This window comes from Phycisphaerae bacterium (genome assembly GCA_018003015.1).
Classification (GTDB): Bacteria; Planctomycetota; Phycisphaerae; order UBA1845; family PWPN01; genus JAGNEZ01.
In genome coordinates this window covers 26,738-42,389 of the sequence record JAGNEZ010000030.1, presented here as the reverse complement: position 1 = coordinate 42,389, position 15,652 = coordinate 26,738, and the positions used below count along the sequence as shown (strand labels likewise).

Annotated in this window: 14 protein-coding genes and 1 other RNA gene; 9 read left to right on the top strand and 6 right to left on the bottom strand. The window is 63.7% G+C overall.

All coding sequences use genetic code 11. The features are described from left to right. Positions 1 to 99: 99 nt before the first annotated feature. Positions 100 to 291: a hypothetical protein gene (locus KA354_14170; protein MBP7935789.1), complete on the top strand. Its 192-nt coding sequence runs from the start codon at positions 100 to 102 to the stop codon at positions 289 to 291. Between the two features lie 7 nt (positions 292 to 298). On the opposite strand, the gene KA354_14165 is transcribed toward KA354_14170, so the two are convergent. From KA354_14165 to KA354_14155, 3 genes are all read right to left on the bottom strand, one after another. Continuing rightward, positions 299 to 901 carry a cyclodeaminase/cyclohydrolase family protein gene (locus KA354_14165; protein MBP7935788.1) on the bottom strand — a complete coding sequence of 201 codons (603 nt, stop codon included), beginning with the start codon at positions 899 to 901 and terminating at the stop codon, positions 299 to 301. Further along, positions 898 to 3,426, bottom strand: coding sequence for an insulinase family protein (locus KA354_14160; GenBank protein MBP7935787.1), 2,529 nt, complete (start codon positions 3,424 to 3,426; stop codon positions 898 to 900). Before KA354_14160 ends, KA354_14165 begins: the two co-directional genes overlap by 4 nt. A 279-nt stretch (positions 3,427 to 3,705) precedes the next feature. Beyond that, on the bottom strand, positions 3,706 to 4,053 hold the full coding sequence (locus tag KA354_14155) for a response regulator (protein MBP7935786.1): 348 nt from the start codon (positions 4,051 to 4,053) through the stop codon (positions 3,706 to 3,708). A gap of 326 nt (positions 4,054 to 4,379) precedes the next feature. Here KA354_14155 and KA354_14150 point away from each other — a divergent pair, with 326 nt between their 5' ends. The 5 genes from KA354_14150 to KA354_14130 all read left to right on the top strand — a co-directional run bounded on the left by KA354_14150 (position 4,380) and on the right by KA354_14130 (position 9,062). Next, on the top strand, positions 4,380 to 5,948 hold the full coding sequence (locus KA354_14150; protein MBP7935785.1) for a GGDEF domain-containing protein: 1,569 nt from the start codon (positions 4,380 to 4,382) through the stop codon (positions 5,946 to 5,948). A 108-nt stretch (positions 5,949 to 6,056) separates the two neighbouring features. After that, an RNA gene (gene rnpB, locus KA354_14145) (RNase P RNA component class A) lies at positions 6,057 to 6,538 on the top strand. Between the two features lie 256 nt (positions 6,539 to 6,794). Further along, positions 6,795 to 8,138, top strand: coding sequence for a carbohydrate porin (locus tag KA354_14140; protein ID MBP7935784.1), 1,344 nt, complete (start codon positions 6,795 to 6,797; stop codon positions 8,136 to 8,138). 56 nt (positions 8,139 to 8,194) lie between these two features. Beyond that, positions 8,195 to 8,401, top strand: coding sequence for a hypothetical protein (locus KA354_14135; protein ID MBP7935783.1), 207 nt, complete (start codon positions 8,195 to 8,197; stop codon positions 8,399 to 8,401). Positions 8,402 to 8,579: 178 nt separating this feature from the next. Continuing rightward, positions 8,580 to 9,062: a hypothetical protein gene (locus KA354_14130; GenBank protein ID MBP7935782.1), complete on the top strand. Its 483-nt coding sequence runs from the start codon at positions 8,580 to 8,582 to the stop codon at positions 9,060 to 9,062. Between the two features lie 79 nt (positions 9,063 to 9,141). On the opposite strand, the gene KA354_14125 is transcribed toward KA354_14130, so the two are convergent. The 3 genes from KA354_14125 to KA354_14115 all read right to left on the bottom strand — a co-directional run bounded on the left by KA354_14125 (position 9,142) and on the right by KA354_14115 (position 11,751). Next, positions 9,142 to 9,369, bottom strand: a complete 228-nt coding sequence (locus KA354_14125) for a hypothetical protein (protein MBP7935781.1) — start codon at positions 9,367 to 9,369, stop codon at positions 9,142 to 9,144. Continuing rightward, the gene (gltA, locus tag KA354_14120) at positions 9,366 to 10,781 is read right to left on the bottom strand and encodes an NADPH-dependent glutamate synthase (GenBank protein MBP7935780.1); all 1,416 of its coding nucleotides are present in this window, start codon (positions 10,779 to 10,781) and stop codon (positions 9,366 to 9,368) included. Before gltA ends, KA354_14125 begins: the two co-directional genes overlap by 4 nt. 91 nt (positions 10,782 to 10,872) lie before the next feature. Continuing rightward, the gene (locus tag KA354_14115; GenBank protein ID MBP7935779.1) at positions 10,873 to 11,751 is read right to left on the bottom strand and encodes a sulfide/dihydroorotate dehydrogenase-like FAD/NAD-binding protein; all 879 of its coding nucleotides are present in this window, start codon (positions 11,749 to 11,751) and stop codon (positions 10,873 to 10,875) included. Between the two features lie 281 nt (positions 11,752 to 12,032). Between KA354_14115 and KA354_14110 the strand changes: the two genes are divergently transcribed. The 3 genes from KA354_14110 (at position 12,033) to KA354_14100 (ending at position 15,648) form a co-directional block, all read left to right on the top strand. After that, a complete protein-coding gene (locus KA354_14110) occupies positions 12,033 to 13,550 on the top strand; it encodes an asparagine--tRNA ligase (protein ID MBP7935778.1) in 1,518 nt (505 codons plus the stop codon). A gap of 24 nt (positions 13,551 to 13,574) precedes the next feature. Beyond that, the gene (locus KA354_14105) at positions 13,575 to 14,750 is read left to right on the top strand and encodes a mandelate racemase/muconate lactonizing enzyme family protein (protein MBP7935777.1); all 1,176 of its coding nucleotides are present in this window, start codon (positions 13,575 to 13,577) and stop codon (positions 14,748 to 14,750) included. A 244-nt stretch (positions 14,751 to 14,994) separates the two neighbouring features. After that, positions 14,995 to 15,648, top strand: coding sequence for a hypothetical protein (locus tag KA354_14100; GenBank protein MBP7935776.1), 654 nt, complete (start codon positions 14,995 to 14,997; stop codon positions 15,646 to 15,648). Positions 15,649 to 15,652: the final 4 nt, after the last annotated feature.

The window sequence follows — 15,652 nt, the reverse complement described above, 5'->3', positions numbered from 1 at the left end:
CGTCGCACGCTGCCGATGATAGAGCAAATGCCGCACGGTCCGGACTACATCGTGGATATCCCGGGAATCGAGGATCCGGCCTCGGCTCACACCGTCGACGTGAACGCGGGTTCGGAGCCAAGCCCGCGCAGATGGATCGGCATCAAGTTCGACTGCTGCGGCACCTACGCGAGGATCTACCGGAATCGCGACGGCACCGCCTACGAAGGTCGCTGCCCGAGATGCCTGCGGCCGGTCGAGGTCGGCATCGGACCGGGCGGCATCAATCAGCGCATGTTCCGGGCAACGTGATCGCCTGCTAGGGCGCGGCCTGATAGTGTGTCACCGCGTCGCAATGCCGGCTCAGCCGTGCGAGCATGAGGCTCAGCCGATCGTCCAGTCGCTCGGCCTCCTTGCGATCGGGGAGCATCTTCAGATTGACCACTGCACTCGTGGCCGCCGCCCGCGCCGCCGCCGCGATCAGGATGGCCGCGGCCTGAAGGTCACTGAAGAGCTGCGGGTTCGTACAAGCCTTTACCTCGTCCAGGTTGGCCCCCACGGCGTCGGCCAGAGTGATCATCTCCATGGGTACGGCGGTGGCTCGATCCAGCGCGACTCTCTGCCGATCCGGGTCGCCGGACTTCCGCGCCGCAGCGTACTCCTCGTAGGCCGCCATGTCCTCCTGCATCAGCCGCATGAAATCCCCGGACGACCGGTGGAGCTCGGCCAAGGTCCGCCGAAGACATTCCTCGTGGGCGGCGTAGGCGGGCTTCCCCGCCGTGTAAACCAAGGCCATGTGCCCCAGCGCGGCCGCCATCGCCCCCACGACGGCTGCAACGCTGCCACCCCCCGGCGTCGGCGACTTCAGCGCCGTGTCGGCGATGAACTCGGCCAGCGGCAGCGCCTGGTAGTCCTTGCTCATTCGGCACCCTTCCCGCCCGGCTGCTCCACCGCCTGATCGCGATCGACGGCCTGCGGCTCGAAGCCCAGGCGAACCTCCTCCGGAGCCGGGGTGACGACTACGATCACCGGCGGCGAGGAAAGGTAATTCCGGGCCGCCGCCTTGACGTCGTCCAGGGTGACCTTCCCGAGCCGTTCGGCTAAGTGGTCGTGATAGTCGAAACCCAGGCCGTACAACTCATCCAGCGCCGCCTGCGTCGCCCGGGCACTGCTGGTCTGAGTCTCCATCATCTCGGTCGTGGTCATGACCGCCTTGGCCCGGCTGAGCTCCTCGGCGGTGAACTCGCCCGCCCGAGCGCGATCCAATTGCTGGCTGACGATCCGGTACACCTCAGTGACCCGCGTCGGCTGACAGGCCGCATAGACCAGGAATACGCCGGGCAGCAAACCCGGCCGGTTCATCGCATGCACTTCGTACACCAGGCTGCGGTCCCCCCCGCGAAGCGAATCGAACAACCACCCGCTCGGAAAGCTGTAGCCGCTCACAATGGTGTCCAGCACCGTCATCGATACCGCATCGTCGACATCCGTGAGTCTCACGCCCGGGTAACCGATCTGAATGCCGGCCGCATCACGCGTCGCCGGCTTCTGCTTGATGTACAGAGCGGGCTTGTCCAGCCGCGGTTCCTCGGGGACCGCCGGGATCGGCTGCTGACCCGAAGGCAGCCCGGCGAAATGCGTCTGCAGAAGAGCCTCCGCCTGCCCAACATCCACGTCGCCGAAAACCGCCACCACCGTGTTCGGCCCGATCACATGGCTGCGGTGGAAGGCGGCCACGTCCTCCCGCGTGACCTTGGTCACCACCGGCATCGAGCCCAAAGGATGGAGCCGATACGGGCTGTTCTTGAACATCCGCCCGTCGAAATAGGCCATCAGCTCCGATCGCCAGTCTTCATTGACCCGGGCAATCTGGTCTAGCAGACGAGGGCGCAGCACCCCCAGCTCCTGGGCGGGGTAGCTCGGGCGGCAGACCACATCCGCGAACACTTCGATCGCCTCCGGAAAATCCTGCTTGAGCACCTGGGCCATGAAGGAAATCGTGTTGCTGCCCGAAACGGTGGCGATCGCACCGCCCCGGGCGTCGAAAAACCGGGCAATCTCCTCGGCAGTCCGCTTCTCCGTGCCACGTAGAGCGAGCTGAGCGGCCAACTGGCTCAGCCCGTTGGTGCTGGCGTCCTCGAAGAGCACGCCGCCCAGCGAAAACGACTGGATCGCCACCAGGGGGGTGGTCGGATCACGCCGGATCAGACAACGCAGGCCGTTGGGCAGGATCACCTTCCGAACCGGCTCGGGACCGGGGACCGCGGCGACCTCCTTCGTCCTGGGCTGGAAACCCTCCGGCAAAATGCTGATCGTCGCCTGCCGCCGAGGCACGAGGTACCTGCGGGCCACCTCGCGAATCTCCTCGGCTGTGACCTTCTGGATCTGGATGACGTAGGAACTGCTGAAGTCAATGTCGCCGGTCGCCATGTAGTCCTGGGCTATCATGGCGCCAACATCCTCAGCCGTCTGGCTGCCCAGAACATGCTCGGCGGCTTTCTGCCTCTTGGCCTGGTTCAGTTCGTCCGGGGTGATCAGGTCGCGGCGAATCGCCTCGAGCTGCTCCATCAGAGCCGCGCTGGCTTCCTCGATCCTCGACGGATCAAGGCGCAGAGTTATCGCGAATACCCCCCTGCCCCAGCTCGGCGTCCAGCTGTCGCTCTCGATGGTGTAGGCCAGTCCGCGATCGCGAATCGCTCGCAACAGCCGGGAGCTCTCCCCTTCGGCCAGCACGAAGCTCAGCACATCCAGGGCGTGCAGATCAGGCTGAAGAAGCGAGATTGAAGGCCACGCGAACCGAACCATGGCCGCCTGAACCTTCATCCGCTTGGCGGCACTCCTCGGCGAGGTCATCGGGGGTACGTCTGGGAGCACGATGCTCGGCACGCGCCTCCGAGCGAAGTCGGCGAACTGCCGCTGAACTATCGCCAAAGCCACGTCCAGATCGAGATCGCCGGCGATACAGACCACAATGTGGTCCGGAACGTACATCCGGCGGTAGTAGCCGATGATGTCCTCCTTCTTCAGCAACCGAACGACCGGCCGATACCCGATCACCGGATAGCGGGCCGGATGCCCGGGGTAGAGTGTCTCCATGGTCATGTAGTGGAGCTGAGTCTCGACATCGTCCGTGTCGCGATCCAGCTCTCGCTGGACAACACCCCACTCCCGCTCGAACGACGCCTGTGGAAAGGTCGGCCGGGTAATCCAGTCGGCCAGCAGCTCGATCGCCGCCGGCAGATGCTGCCTTCCGGCGTTGATGAAGTAGGCCGTTTCCTGCAGGCTGGTGTAAGCGTTGCTGTTACCGCCGATCTCGTTGAGAATCCGGGCGCAGTCCGCCTCGCCTCGAGTGGCGGTCGCCGCCCCGTGTAACAGGTGCTCAAACAGATGACTCATCCCGCTGCCCAGGTATTCCTGTTCGTAAAGGCTGCCGGTTCTGCAACACATGCGGACGGAAACCACCGGGGCACAACGATGGATTCTCAGAATAACGGTGAGCCCGTTCTCGAGAACGCTGACCCGGACATCCGGCCGGTCAACGAGGCGCTTGGCTTCCGCGACCGGATCGCCCGACACCCGGGAAGCGGGTGACGCCCCAACACCAGGCTGACTGCCTTGGGCAAACGCAAGAGAAACGGACATCAAGACCATGAGTCCCGCGCCCGCGCCAGTGTGCACACCACGCGCCAACGTCAACCTTCTGGGCTCATCCATGGTGATTTGCCCTCAGTCTCCTTCCATCTGCCGCTTCAAATGCCGCACGCTCAGAAGGCTGCGAACCCTGGCCACCAGCTCGGTCCGATCCACCGGCTTGGTCAGAAACTCGTCGGTACCGCAATCCCTGGCCCGCTCGTGGTCACCCATCTCGTTCAAGGCGGTCACCATGATCACCGGCATGTCACGCGTCGCCGGATCGCTCTTGATCTGCCGGCAGACTTCAAAGCCCGACATCTTCGGCATCATGACATCCAGCAAGATCAGGTCGGGCAGGTCCCGGCCAACCTTGATCATGGCCTCGATCCCATTCGAGGCTGGGATCACGGTCACGTTCGGAAGACCTTCCAGATACGCCATCAGCAACTCGAGATTCTGGGCGTTGTCGTCCACAACCAGAATCTTCGAGGGCGGCAGGGTCGGTTCGGTCTGCTCGCTCAAGGCTGTCCTCCAGAGCGCGGGTCAACGGCCGCCATACCCCGGCAACCCCGCCGGAGCCTCGGCCCGCGGCCATTATATCGGCCTTCCCGCCGCTCTCCATACGACCGATAACCTGCCCGGCCCGAAAAAAAACGCAGCGCCGGGCAAAAGATACAGCGAAGATGCATCTGAACCCGAGCCCTTGACCTGCCGATTCCAGAGTGAAGGAACATCCTGACAGGAACCGGCGTAGGAACAGTCTGCTGATGGCGGATACCCTCTTAGAACGAATACAACAGGCGGACAACCTGCCTTCCCTGCCGACCGTAGCCCTCCAGGTCCTGCAGTTGACCCAAAACGACGACTTCTCGATCCTGGATCTCGCCCGCATCGTGCAACAGGACCCCGCCCTGACCAGCAAACTCCTCCGAGTGGTCAATTCCTCCCTCTTCGGAATGTCTCGCAGGATCGCCTCTGTCCAGCAAGCAATGGTGATCCTGGGCCTGAGGTCGGTCAAGGTCATCGTGCTGAGCTTCTCCCTCGTGGACATCTGGAGACGGGAACGATGCGAGGCGTTTGACTACGCGACCTACTGGCGACGTTCCCTTACCATGGCTGTCCTCGCCCGGCTCCTGGCCGAGCGGACCGACCGCTCCATGGCCGAAGAATGCCTCGTGGGCGGGCTCCTCGCCGACATCGGCATCCTCGCCGCCGTGCACTGCGCCGCGGACCTGTATCTCGAAGCGGATCGCAGACACCGCAACACCCGGCAGTCACTGCCCGATGTCGAAAAGGCCGTGCTAGGCGTCTCGCACGAGGAACTGACCACCACCCTGCTCAATCAGTGGGGCCTGCCGGAAAGCCTCTCTATCGCCGTATCCAGCCACCATTCACCGGTCGACGCTCCTGCCGCCGAAACGAACAGTGGCCCCAGTTCGAGCCGCCTGCTCCGAGCAGCTTCGATCCTCACCGACGCCCTGCTGAGCAGCAATCCGGTCAACCAGATCAGACTTGCCAAGAGGCAGGTCACGGACGGGATCGAGATGAGCCTTCCGGATCTCGACGCCATCCTCGACGAAATCGACCAGCACGTACGATCCACCGCCCAGCTGTTCGATCTCGAAATCGAGCGGAGCGTAGGCTACCAGGAGATCCAGAAGGCGGCACTCAACCGCCTGGCCCAACTGTCCATGGCCGCGGAACTCGAACGAGTGCAAGCGGCCCACCGCGAGCAGGAGGCCCAGAGAAAGGTCAAGGAACTCAACGCTCAGAACCGCCAGCTGGTCGAAAAAGCCTCCACCGACGTCCTCACCGGGATCGCCAATCGAGCGGCACTCGATGAACGGCTGGAGGAGGAGTGCACGCGGGCCTGTACCGCTCGGGAATCGATCGGAGTGATCATCCTCGATCTCGATCGATTCAAGAAGCTCAACGACACCTTCGGCCACCAGACCGGCGACGAGGCCCTCACAATGATCGGCGGGGTGCTCAGACAGGTGGCAACGGACCAGCAATACCCCGGCCGGTACGGCGGCGAAGAGTTCGTACTCATCGTCCGTGGACTCTCGGCACGTCAACTGCGAGCCTTGGCCGAAGATCTCCGCCTGACCATCGCCAAGCTGCGCATTCCCTGCAAAGGACATTTCGTCCCCATCACGGCCAGCCTGGGAGTCGCCCACATGAATCCGGACGACCCGGGCCTCACCCCCCGCGAGATCCTGAAACGGGCCGACCAGTGCCTCTACGATGCCAAAAACCACGGCCGCAACCGCGTCGTCTGCCTCGACTCGCGACAGGCGGCCACCATGGCCACCCGATCCCTCGTACCAGCTTGACGGCTTCCCCCCCAAGTCTCCCGGCTCCCGCGATAACCCAAACCCTACGGCGAACCCGATCGAAGACATGGGGCTTCCCCCCCAACGAGGATATAATCCTCAGCAGACGGAGCGGGCGAGGCGGTCGCTCGGTCGACGTTCAAAACGCCGACCGGGAGGAAAGTCCGAACTGGGCAGGGCACGGTGGTCGCTAACGGCGACCCGGAGCGATCCGCGGGATAGTGCCACAGAAACGACACCGCCGTCGGCATGCCGCGCAAGGCTTCGGTGAACGCATGGGAACGCCTGATCATGCATTCGGCCATTCAGGCTCCTCGGGCGGTGACCCCAGCCAAAGCCCCACGCGGCATGCCCACGGTAAGGGTGAAATGGTGCGGTAAGAGCGCACCGCGCCACCGGTGACGGTGACGGCAGGGCAAACCCCACCGCCAGCAAGCCCAAATAAGCAGCAAGAGGTGGCCCGCCTCGCCTGAGCTGCGGGTAGGGCGCAAGAGCGACCTGGCAACAGGCCGCCAAGATGAATGACCGCCGTCCGGCCACGGGCAACCGCAGCTGGACAACAGAATTCGGCTTATTCGCCCGCTCCGTCCGTGTTTCGATGAATCTCAACAGCTGACCACACCGGGGAACGACTAGGCGAAAACCTGTCTCGGACGTAAAACCGTCATCCCCGCCGACGCGTCAGTGGCGTGCATCAGCGGCCCCCCCCGAACTTCTGTGCGGGCCCAGGAGTCAACTTCCGATAATCCTCTGTGAGCGATGGTAGACATGGCCATCGTGTGGCCGCGAACGCTTACGCTTCGCGGCCTGCGAGCGGTATCCACGACTCGCCAGGGAGAACGCAGTGTGAGATGGTCAACATACTGGTGGGTACCTTGGCTTCTGGCCACACCTGGAGCGGCGGAAACAACCGAAATCCCCCCGACAACGCGGATCACGCCATCCGCAACCACCCAACCAGCGGAAACGCAGCCTTCCGGAGAGGATGAACCGTACAGTCTGCTGACGGCCGAGCGTCTGATTGGCAACTGGGGCGGAGCCAGAACGCGGCTGGAGGAACGCGGGCTGACTTTCAGCCTGGGTCTGACCTCAATCTACCAGGGCAATGCCCACGGCGGCCTTCGCACCCGCGGCGCCGACCGCTTCAGCGGCAGTGTCGACCTCGAGACCACGTTCGACCTCGAGGCGATGAGACTCCTCCAGGGCGGCACGCTGTACATTTACACCCAGGGAAGCTGGGATGACGGGGTAAGCGGCCACGGTCATCCCGGAGACTACTTCGGGGTCAACGGCGACGCCACCGGCGACGAAGCCATCGACGTGCTCGAGATGTGGTACGAGCAGTCGCTCCTGGACAAGCAAGTCCGCGTCCGAGTCGGCAAGATCAACCTCTCCGTCGACTTCGACACCAACGCCTACGCCAACGACGAGACGAGCCAGTTCCTGAACGGGGGACTGATCAACACGTTCAATCTCCCATTCCCGGGCGAGGCCCTCGGCTCCCTGGGCGCGCAAGTCATAGTGGCACCCGGTGAGTGGTTCTACTTCGGGGCAGGAATCGCAGATGCCCAGGCAGACTGGCGAGAGACCGGTTTACACACTGCCTTTCACGAGGAGGACAACTTCACCAGCCTCTTCGAGGCCGGCTTCACCCCGACCTTTAAGACCCCCTGGGGCGTGCTCCCGGGAGGCTATCGCGTCGGTCTGTGGTACGATCCTCAGCCCAAGGCAAAGTTCTTCGATGATCTTGACGGCCGGCGGCTGACCGTCCCCCACAAGAGCGACGATACCGGCTTCTATACCAGCCTCGACCAAATGGTGTTCAAGGAGAAACCTGGAGAAGACGACGATCACCAGGGCCTTGGCCTGTTCTTCCGGTACGGCTACGCTCCTGGCGACGTCAACGAGCTTAACCACTTCTGGAGCATCGGCAGCCAGTATTTGGGCCTTATCCCCACTCGTGATGAGGACGTGGTCGGATTCGGAGTGGCCCAGGGCATTCTCAGCGATCGTCTCAAACTGCAGGGCGACGACCCAGGACGAGAAACGGCCCTGGAACTCTACTACGCCCTCAAAGTGACCGGATGGCTCACGATCTCTCCGGATTTCCAGTGGATCCTCAATCCTGGTGGCCGGCACGAGGCCCGGGATGCTTTCGTCGCGGGCGTCCGGTTCCAGGCAGCGTTCTGAGCAGCAAATGGCTGATGAAGACACGTCTTCATCGCGATGACTCTCGGGAGGTTCGTATGCGAAGATGGTGCAAGTGGCTACCTCTACTGGCAATGCTGGTACCTGGGGTGACCTTGAGTTCCTGCATGACCGACATCAAGGACGCGGCGACCATCGGAATGATGGACTTCGTCAGCTACTCGGTCGGCGATTCTCTGAAGACGGCCATGCCCTTCCCCACATGGATCGGTGATCTCCTCAATAGCCCGCAGGTCGGGGAATGAGACCCCGTAAGCCGTAAACACGCCGCCTTCCGAGGATCATCGTGCAAAGCCGGTTTTTGACTCGCGCGCGGGACCGGCCTACGATTGACTGAACCCAGCGTTCACCCTGAGGGAACGATGGCTGCCCAGGCTGCTCGACACGACCGATAATCGGGCTCGGCAGGCGGAGAACCGTGAAATGAGGAAGATGACGCAGGGCATCGTTGTTCTCCTTGGCGTCGGGGCGGGGTCGCTCTTCGCGGGGTGCCAGTCAACCGGCGACCAGGGAACCAAGAACGTGGCCACCTCCTTCGAGGCGGGGAATGCGATCCCGCTGCCGGAACTGAGCCATTTCTACCACGCGGCCACCGCCCCACGCTATCGCGCAGTCCGCAAGCCGATCCAGGAGGATCAGGCCCGCCACCTGCGCATGCTCGCGGAGAAAGCCGCCGACCTGGCCGAGCAGACCCGGAACTGGGACAGCGACACACGGCTGATGTCCGTGGCCGAAAGCCAGAGAGACCCAAGACGCGCCGCCATCCGCGACTTCCGCGAATCGCTTGAGGGGCTGCGAACCGCGGCCCAGAAGGAAGACCTGGCTGCGGTTCGGTACGAGTACACCCGCACGATCGCGGCTTATCAGAACGTGGTCGATTCGTCAGCCCAACAACCAAGACCGTGAGGCCACGCGCCTGACGTCCGCTTCGCGGTTATACCCCAACGTATCCTGGGGTTCCTGAGTCGAGATCCACCCTCTCGACTCAGGCGACATCCCCTTCAATGAGCACGCCCTCCGGGCTGTCCAGGAATTGCGTCACACGATCGAGGCGATTCCTTCCGCGGCGGCGAATGCACCTGAATCCGCTTCTCCGCGTTGACCCAACCGCCAGTCCCCATGACCGGGCGATGACCACGCGGTTGTCAAAACCGCCAGCCGGGTCGTGAATCGCGCGGCCGCGGTCAACCTCGCTTCGGACAAGCGCGATCACTTGCCCGCCTGCAGATATCGATCGATGGCCGCCGCCGATCGCTTGCCGTCGCCCATGGCCAGGATGACGGTCGCCGAACCGCGGACGATGTCCCCCCCCGCAAAAACGCCGGGAATGCTCGTCATGCTGTTCTCGTCAGTCTCGAGGTAGCCCTTGCGGTTGACCTTCAGTTCCGGTGTGGTCTGGGTCAGCAGCGGGTTTGCCCGCGTGCCGATCGCCTCGATAAACACTTGACAGGGAATCTCGAATTCGGAGCCCGGGATCTCCACCGGCGTGCGGCGTCCAGAGGAGTCCGGTTCGCCCAGGGCCATCCGAACACAACGCACTCCGCGCACCCAGCCGTCGTCCGTACCCAGGATCTGGATGGGATTCACCAGGACGTCAATCTTGACGCCCTCCTCCTCCGCGTGCTTGACCTCCTCCCCCCGCGCCGGCATTTCCTCGCGCGAGCGACGATAGACCAGGGTGGCCGGATCGGCACCCAGTCTCCGAGCGGTGCGAACCGCGTCCATGGCGGTGTTGCCGCCGCCTACCACGACAACCTGGGTCGAACGAACCACCGGGGTGTCATTCTCGGGGAAACGAAACGCTCCCATGAGATTCACTCGGGTCAGGTATTCGTTGGCCGAGTAGACCCCCTTGAGATGCTCCCCGGCGATGCCCTGAAACACAGGCAAGCCCGCCCCGTTGGCGATGAAGATCGCGTCGAAGCCCTCCTCGTCGAGCAGTTCACGAATCGTGTACGTCTGGCCGATGACCACGTTGCACACGATCTCGACACCAAGCTTGCGGAGCTTGTCGATCTCGATCTCGACAATGCGCTTGGGCAACCGGAACTCGGGAATACCGTATACCAAAACCCCGCCCGGCTTGTGCAGGGCCTCGAAAACAGTCACCGCATGGCCCTTCTTGGCCAACTCTCCCGCGCAGGTCAGCCCTGCGGGCCCGCCGCCCACCACCGCCACCCGCTTGCCCGTCGGGGGAGGAGCCACATACTGGTCCGGCCGGTGCTCCCGAGCCCAGTCGGCGACAAACCGCTCCAGGTAACCGACCGCGGCGGAGGTGCTTTTTCTAGTCCGAATGCACTGCGATTCGCACTGCCGCTCCTGCGGACAGACCCGCCCGGTGATGCCCGGAAGCACGTTGGCCGAGTAGAGGATGTCGGCCGCCTTGTTCAGGTCGCCCTCGCCCACCGCGTCAAGAAAACCCGGGATGTTCACGCCCACCGGGCATCCGGTCACGCATTTGGCGTCCTTGCAGCGAAGGCAGCGCTCAGCCTCCAGACGCGCCACCTCAAGGGCCAGACCACAGTTGACCTCCTGGAAGTTGTGGGCTCGAACTTCCGCGGGCTGTTCCGGCATGGACTGCCGGGGGATCTTCATTCGTTCGGCAGGAGTCATGGTAGTTGTCATCAGCCTCAAGCAAGGAGCACTCGACAAGGGAACATGGCGAGCGATCAGCCGCGCTGGGCGATGCTCGTGAAATGGTCCGCCATCAGCCCTCTCAGGACTTCAACGCCTTCTCCGCCTTGGCCAGATTACACGGGTGGTCTTTCGCCTCGGCTCGGAGCCGCTCCCACAGGGCCTTCTCATGGCCTCGATAGGCGGTCAGCCGGTCAGCCAGCTCCCCGAAATCAACCCGGTGAGCGTCGAACTCGGGCCCGTCGACACAGGCGAACTTCATCTGCCCGCCGACCATCACCCGGCACCCGCCGCACATCCCCGTCCCATCCACCATGATAGGATTGAGCGATGCGATCGTCCGGATCTTCTTCTCCCGGGTGACGTTGGCGACGGCCCTCATCATCGGGACCGGGCCGGCGGTCAACACCGCGTCGACCGGGTCCGACGGATCATCGATCAGTTCTTTCAACTTCACGGTCACGAATCCGTGGAAACCGTAGCTCCCATCGTCCGTACAGGGATAGACCGCATCACAGATCGCCCGAAGTCCATCTTCCATGATGACGTAGGGCTTGCTCCGCCCGCCGATCACCGCAGATACGCGATTGCCGTGAGCTTTCAGACCGGCGGCCTGCGGGTAGATCACCGCCGTCCCCACCCCCCCGCCGACCAGAACCACATGGCCAAAACGCTCGATCTCCGTGGGCCGTCCCAGCGGTCCGACGACGTCCAGGACCGCCTCCCCGGCCTCCAAGGAAGACAGCCGTTCAGTGGTCGCACCCACCACCTGAACCACGAGCGTGATCGTTCCCGCTCCGCGATCGGAGTCGGCGATCGTCAACGGAATCCGCTCCCCGTTCTCGACCACCCGGACAATGACAAAATGACCCGGCCTATGACGCGCCGCCACTCGCGGAGCTTCCACCTTCAGCCAACGTACGCTGGGAGCAAGCCATCGTGCTTCACAAATGGGAAACATCCAAACGCCAACCGGGGCAGGTTCAGTGAGTCGGCCGGACAGCGACACCTCAGTGCGCACCCCAACACCCCGTCCGCAGATACCCCGCTGACCCAAGCAAGGGCTATCCATGGCCTTGAAGACCCTGCGCCCCGGAGAGGCGCCTTCCGGCCACAAACAGCCCGCATTCTAGCCCGACGGCGCCACTGACGCAAGCACCGCCTGCCGGCCTTTCGCCCGCTCGCCCGCTCGAATATGATCCCCGGCACGGAAATCCGGCTTCTCACGAGGATGTCACAGAAATGAATCAAACGAGTCCCATCGCGACAATCAACGAATTGGGCAAGCATGAGGGCCGAACCGCCACCCTGGCAGGCTGGGTCTACAACGCCCGGGTAACCAGCAAGGTCGTGTTCCTCGTCGTTCGCGATGGGAGCGGACTCTGTCAGTGCGTCGTCGGAAAGGACGCCGCGCCGCCCGAAGTCTTCGACCGCGCCGCACGCCTAACCCAGGAGTCGAGCCTGCGAGTGACCGGCCAAGTCCAGCGCGAGGAACGGGCCCCAGGCGGCTACGAGCTCCACGTATCCGATATCGAGGTCGTCCACGCCACCGTCGACTACCCGATCACACCCAAGGCGCACGGTCCCGAGTTCCTGTTCAAGCACCGCCATCTGTGGTTCCGCTCGCGCCGGCCGACAGCCATCATGAGAATACGCCATACTGTCATCGACGCCATACGGCGATTCTTCAACGACCACGGCTTCATGCTCGTGGACACGCCCATCTTCGCGCCATCGGCCGGTGAAGGTGCCCAAACACTCTTCGAGGTCGACTACTTCGGCGAGCCGATGTACCTCGCCCAGACTGGCCAGCTCTACCTGGAAAGCGCCGCCCTGGCCTACGGCAAAGTGTACTGCTTCGGACCGACCTTCCGGGCGGAGAAGTCCAAGACCCGCCGACACCTGACCGAATTCTGGATGGTCGAACCGGAAATCGCCTGGGCCCGGCTCGAAGAGCTGCTCGATGTGGCTGAGGACTTCATTGTCTCCGTCGTCCAACGCACGCTTCGCGACAACCGGCCGGACCTGGAGTTCCTCTGCCGCGATGTCGCTGGCCTGGAGCACATCGTCAAGCCGTTCTATCGCCTCACCTACAGCCAGGCGGCCGACATCCTCCGCGGGCCCAAGGCCAGGGAGCTGCTTAACGGGGACCTCGCCGCCGGTCAGGCCCGCATCACCGAGCTGCACAAGTCCGTCGAAGACAAGGAGAAGGAACGCGCCGGCCCCGGCATCAAGAAGCACCGCCAGGAAACGCTGGCCCAGGAGATCCTGGGGCAACGGGAAGAGCTGGCCGACCTGGAAGAGCAGGTCAAGAACATCCCGCATCACATGGAACTGGCAGCCAACTTCGAGTGGGGCAAGGACCTGGGCGGCAGCGATGAGACCATCATCTCCCGCCTGCACGACCGGCCGGTGTTCGTGACCCACTACCCACGGGAGTGCAAGGCGTTCTACATGAAGCGCGACCACGACGATCCGCGCGTGGTGCGCAACTTCGACCTCCTCGCCCCGGACGGCTACGGCGAGATCATCGGCGGCTCCCAGCGCGAGGATGATCTGGACGCCCTGCTCGCCCGTATGGCCGAGGAGAAGATGGCCACCGAACCCTACGAGTGGTATCTGGATTTACGGCGCTATGGCAGCGTGCCGCACGGCGGCTTCGGCCTGGGCGTTGAACGCACGGTGGCCTGGATCTGCGGTCTCAAGCACATCCGCGAGACGATCGCGTTCCCGCGGCTCATGGGACGAGTCTACCCCTGACCGCGCCGCAGCGAGGATCTCCCGATGAAGATCGAAGCGGTCGATTGGTTCTACCTGTCCATGCCCGAGATCCTGGACATCGGCGACGGCAGCCAGGACGCCCTGCTGGTCCGACTGCGGGCCGGGGGCTTCGAAGGCTGGGGAGAATGCGAGGCGGCACCCCTGGTCTCGATCGCCAGCTGGATCTGCCCCATGTCGCACAGCGCGTGCAAGCCGGTGTGCGATTCAGTGCTCGGTCAGCGGCTGGAAAGCGCCGCCGACATCCAGCGCATCGGCGAGCGAGTCAGGCGAAACAGCTTCGATCTGCTCCAGGCGGACCACACCCTGTCCGGCATCGATATCGCCATGTGGGATCTGCTGGGCAAGAAGACCGGCCGGCCGGTCTACGAGCTGCTGGGCTATCCTCGGGCCTATCCGAAAACGCCTTACGCCTCCGCTCTGTTCGCCAACAACGCCCAGGCCACGCTCAACAAGGCCCGGGAGTACGCCGCCCGAGGTTATGCTGCGGTCAAGTTCGGCTGGGGGCCGTTCGGAACCGGCAACCTGAGGGACGACGAGGATCAACTCCATGCGGCCAGGGAGGGGCTGGGACCAGATCGCATCTTGCTGGTGGACGCAGGCACGGTCTGGATCGATCGAGTCGAAGAGGCCCTGCTACGGCTCCCGGCCCTGCGTGAATGCCGGGCCACCTGGCTCGAAGAACCCTTTGTCTGCGGGGCGCTGGGAGCCTATGCACGCCTCGCCCGCCAGAGCGATCCTGTGCGCCTCGCGGGTGGCGAAGGAGCCCACAACGACTACATGGCTAAGAACATGCTGGACCTGGCCGGCCTGGGCTTCGTCCAGATCGATACCGGCCGGATCGGTGGCATCACCCCGGCCAAGCTGGTGGCCGACTACGCCGACGCCCGCGGCGTGGTGTTCGTGAACCACACCTTCACCACCCATCTGGCCCTGTCCGCTTCTCTGCAACCTTTCGCCGGACTCCAAAGACATCAGCTCTGCGAGTACCCCGTCGAGCCCAAGCCTCTGGCACGCGAGCTCACCGCCGCCGCCCTGTTACCGGACCACAATGGGCAGATTCACCTTCCCCAAAGCCCCGGCCTGGGCATCGCCCCGGACCCCGCGGCCATCCGCCGGTACCTGGTGGATGTCGAGATCAAAGCCAAGGGTCAAGTCCTCTATCGCACCCCGGAAGTATAGGCTGGCAATCCCGGCTTGACCCGATCGCCGGAAGACACTGTCCCGCCGATCGAGGGCGAATGCCGACCTGGTGGCGTGAGAACACGGGCTTCTATCGGACCTTAAAGGCAATCTCACCAAGTCCCGACAAATGCCGAAGATGAAACGTATATTACCCATGTTGACTGGTCCGCAAGGACGGAGCGGCGGTGAATTGACGCCGCCGACCCGAGGGGACTGAAAGGCCAGAGTCAGGTGGAACGCGATGGCCGAGGCGACAGTGGACATGCATGTGATCTCCGTGCCAGTGGACGATGGTCAGATTACGCGTGCGCTCACCGATGTGGACGCGAAGCTGGCCGTCTGGACGGAAGCGATGCTCGACGCCCAGCGGTTGCTGGCCTCGCTCACGGCCCGTGTGCTCGCCCCGGCCACCGTTGCCGAGGATGAGCCCGCAGGTGAAGAGCCGGTGACTCTCGAGCTGCCGACCACCGCCAGCCCCGGGACCGAAGCCAAGGTGCCCGCTGAGACGAAACCACCCGCGGAGGGGCTTTCGGCCACGAAACTGGCCGCTGTCGAGCCGTCAGCCAACCAGCCAGACGTTAAGTCGCAAGCCGGTGAATCCACCATTCATCGGCTGGCGTCCCCCGAAGTCGTCAAGCCGAACGTCGCGCCGGTCAAGTTCACCGGCACGGTCAACGTGGAAGTCAAACCGCCGCCGCCAGCACCGCCTCCCACTGAAGATGAGCAACTGCTGGCATCGCTGGATCCGGAAACGGCTAAGGCGATCAAGGTGATGCGGCGGCTCGCACCCAGCAAGAAGAGCGTGAAGGAGTTGCTGGCCGAATACCAGACCAACAAGGCAAGCACCAAGGCACCGGCACAGGAGAGGAAATCGTGGTTCTCGAGGGGCAGGTAAGGCA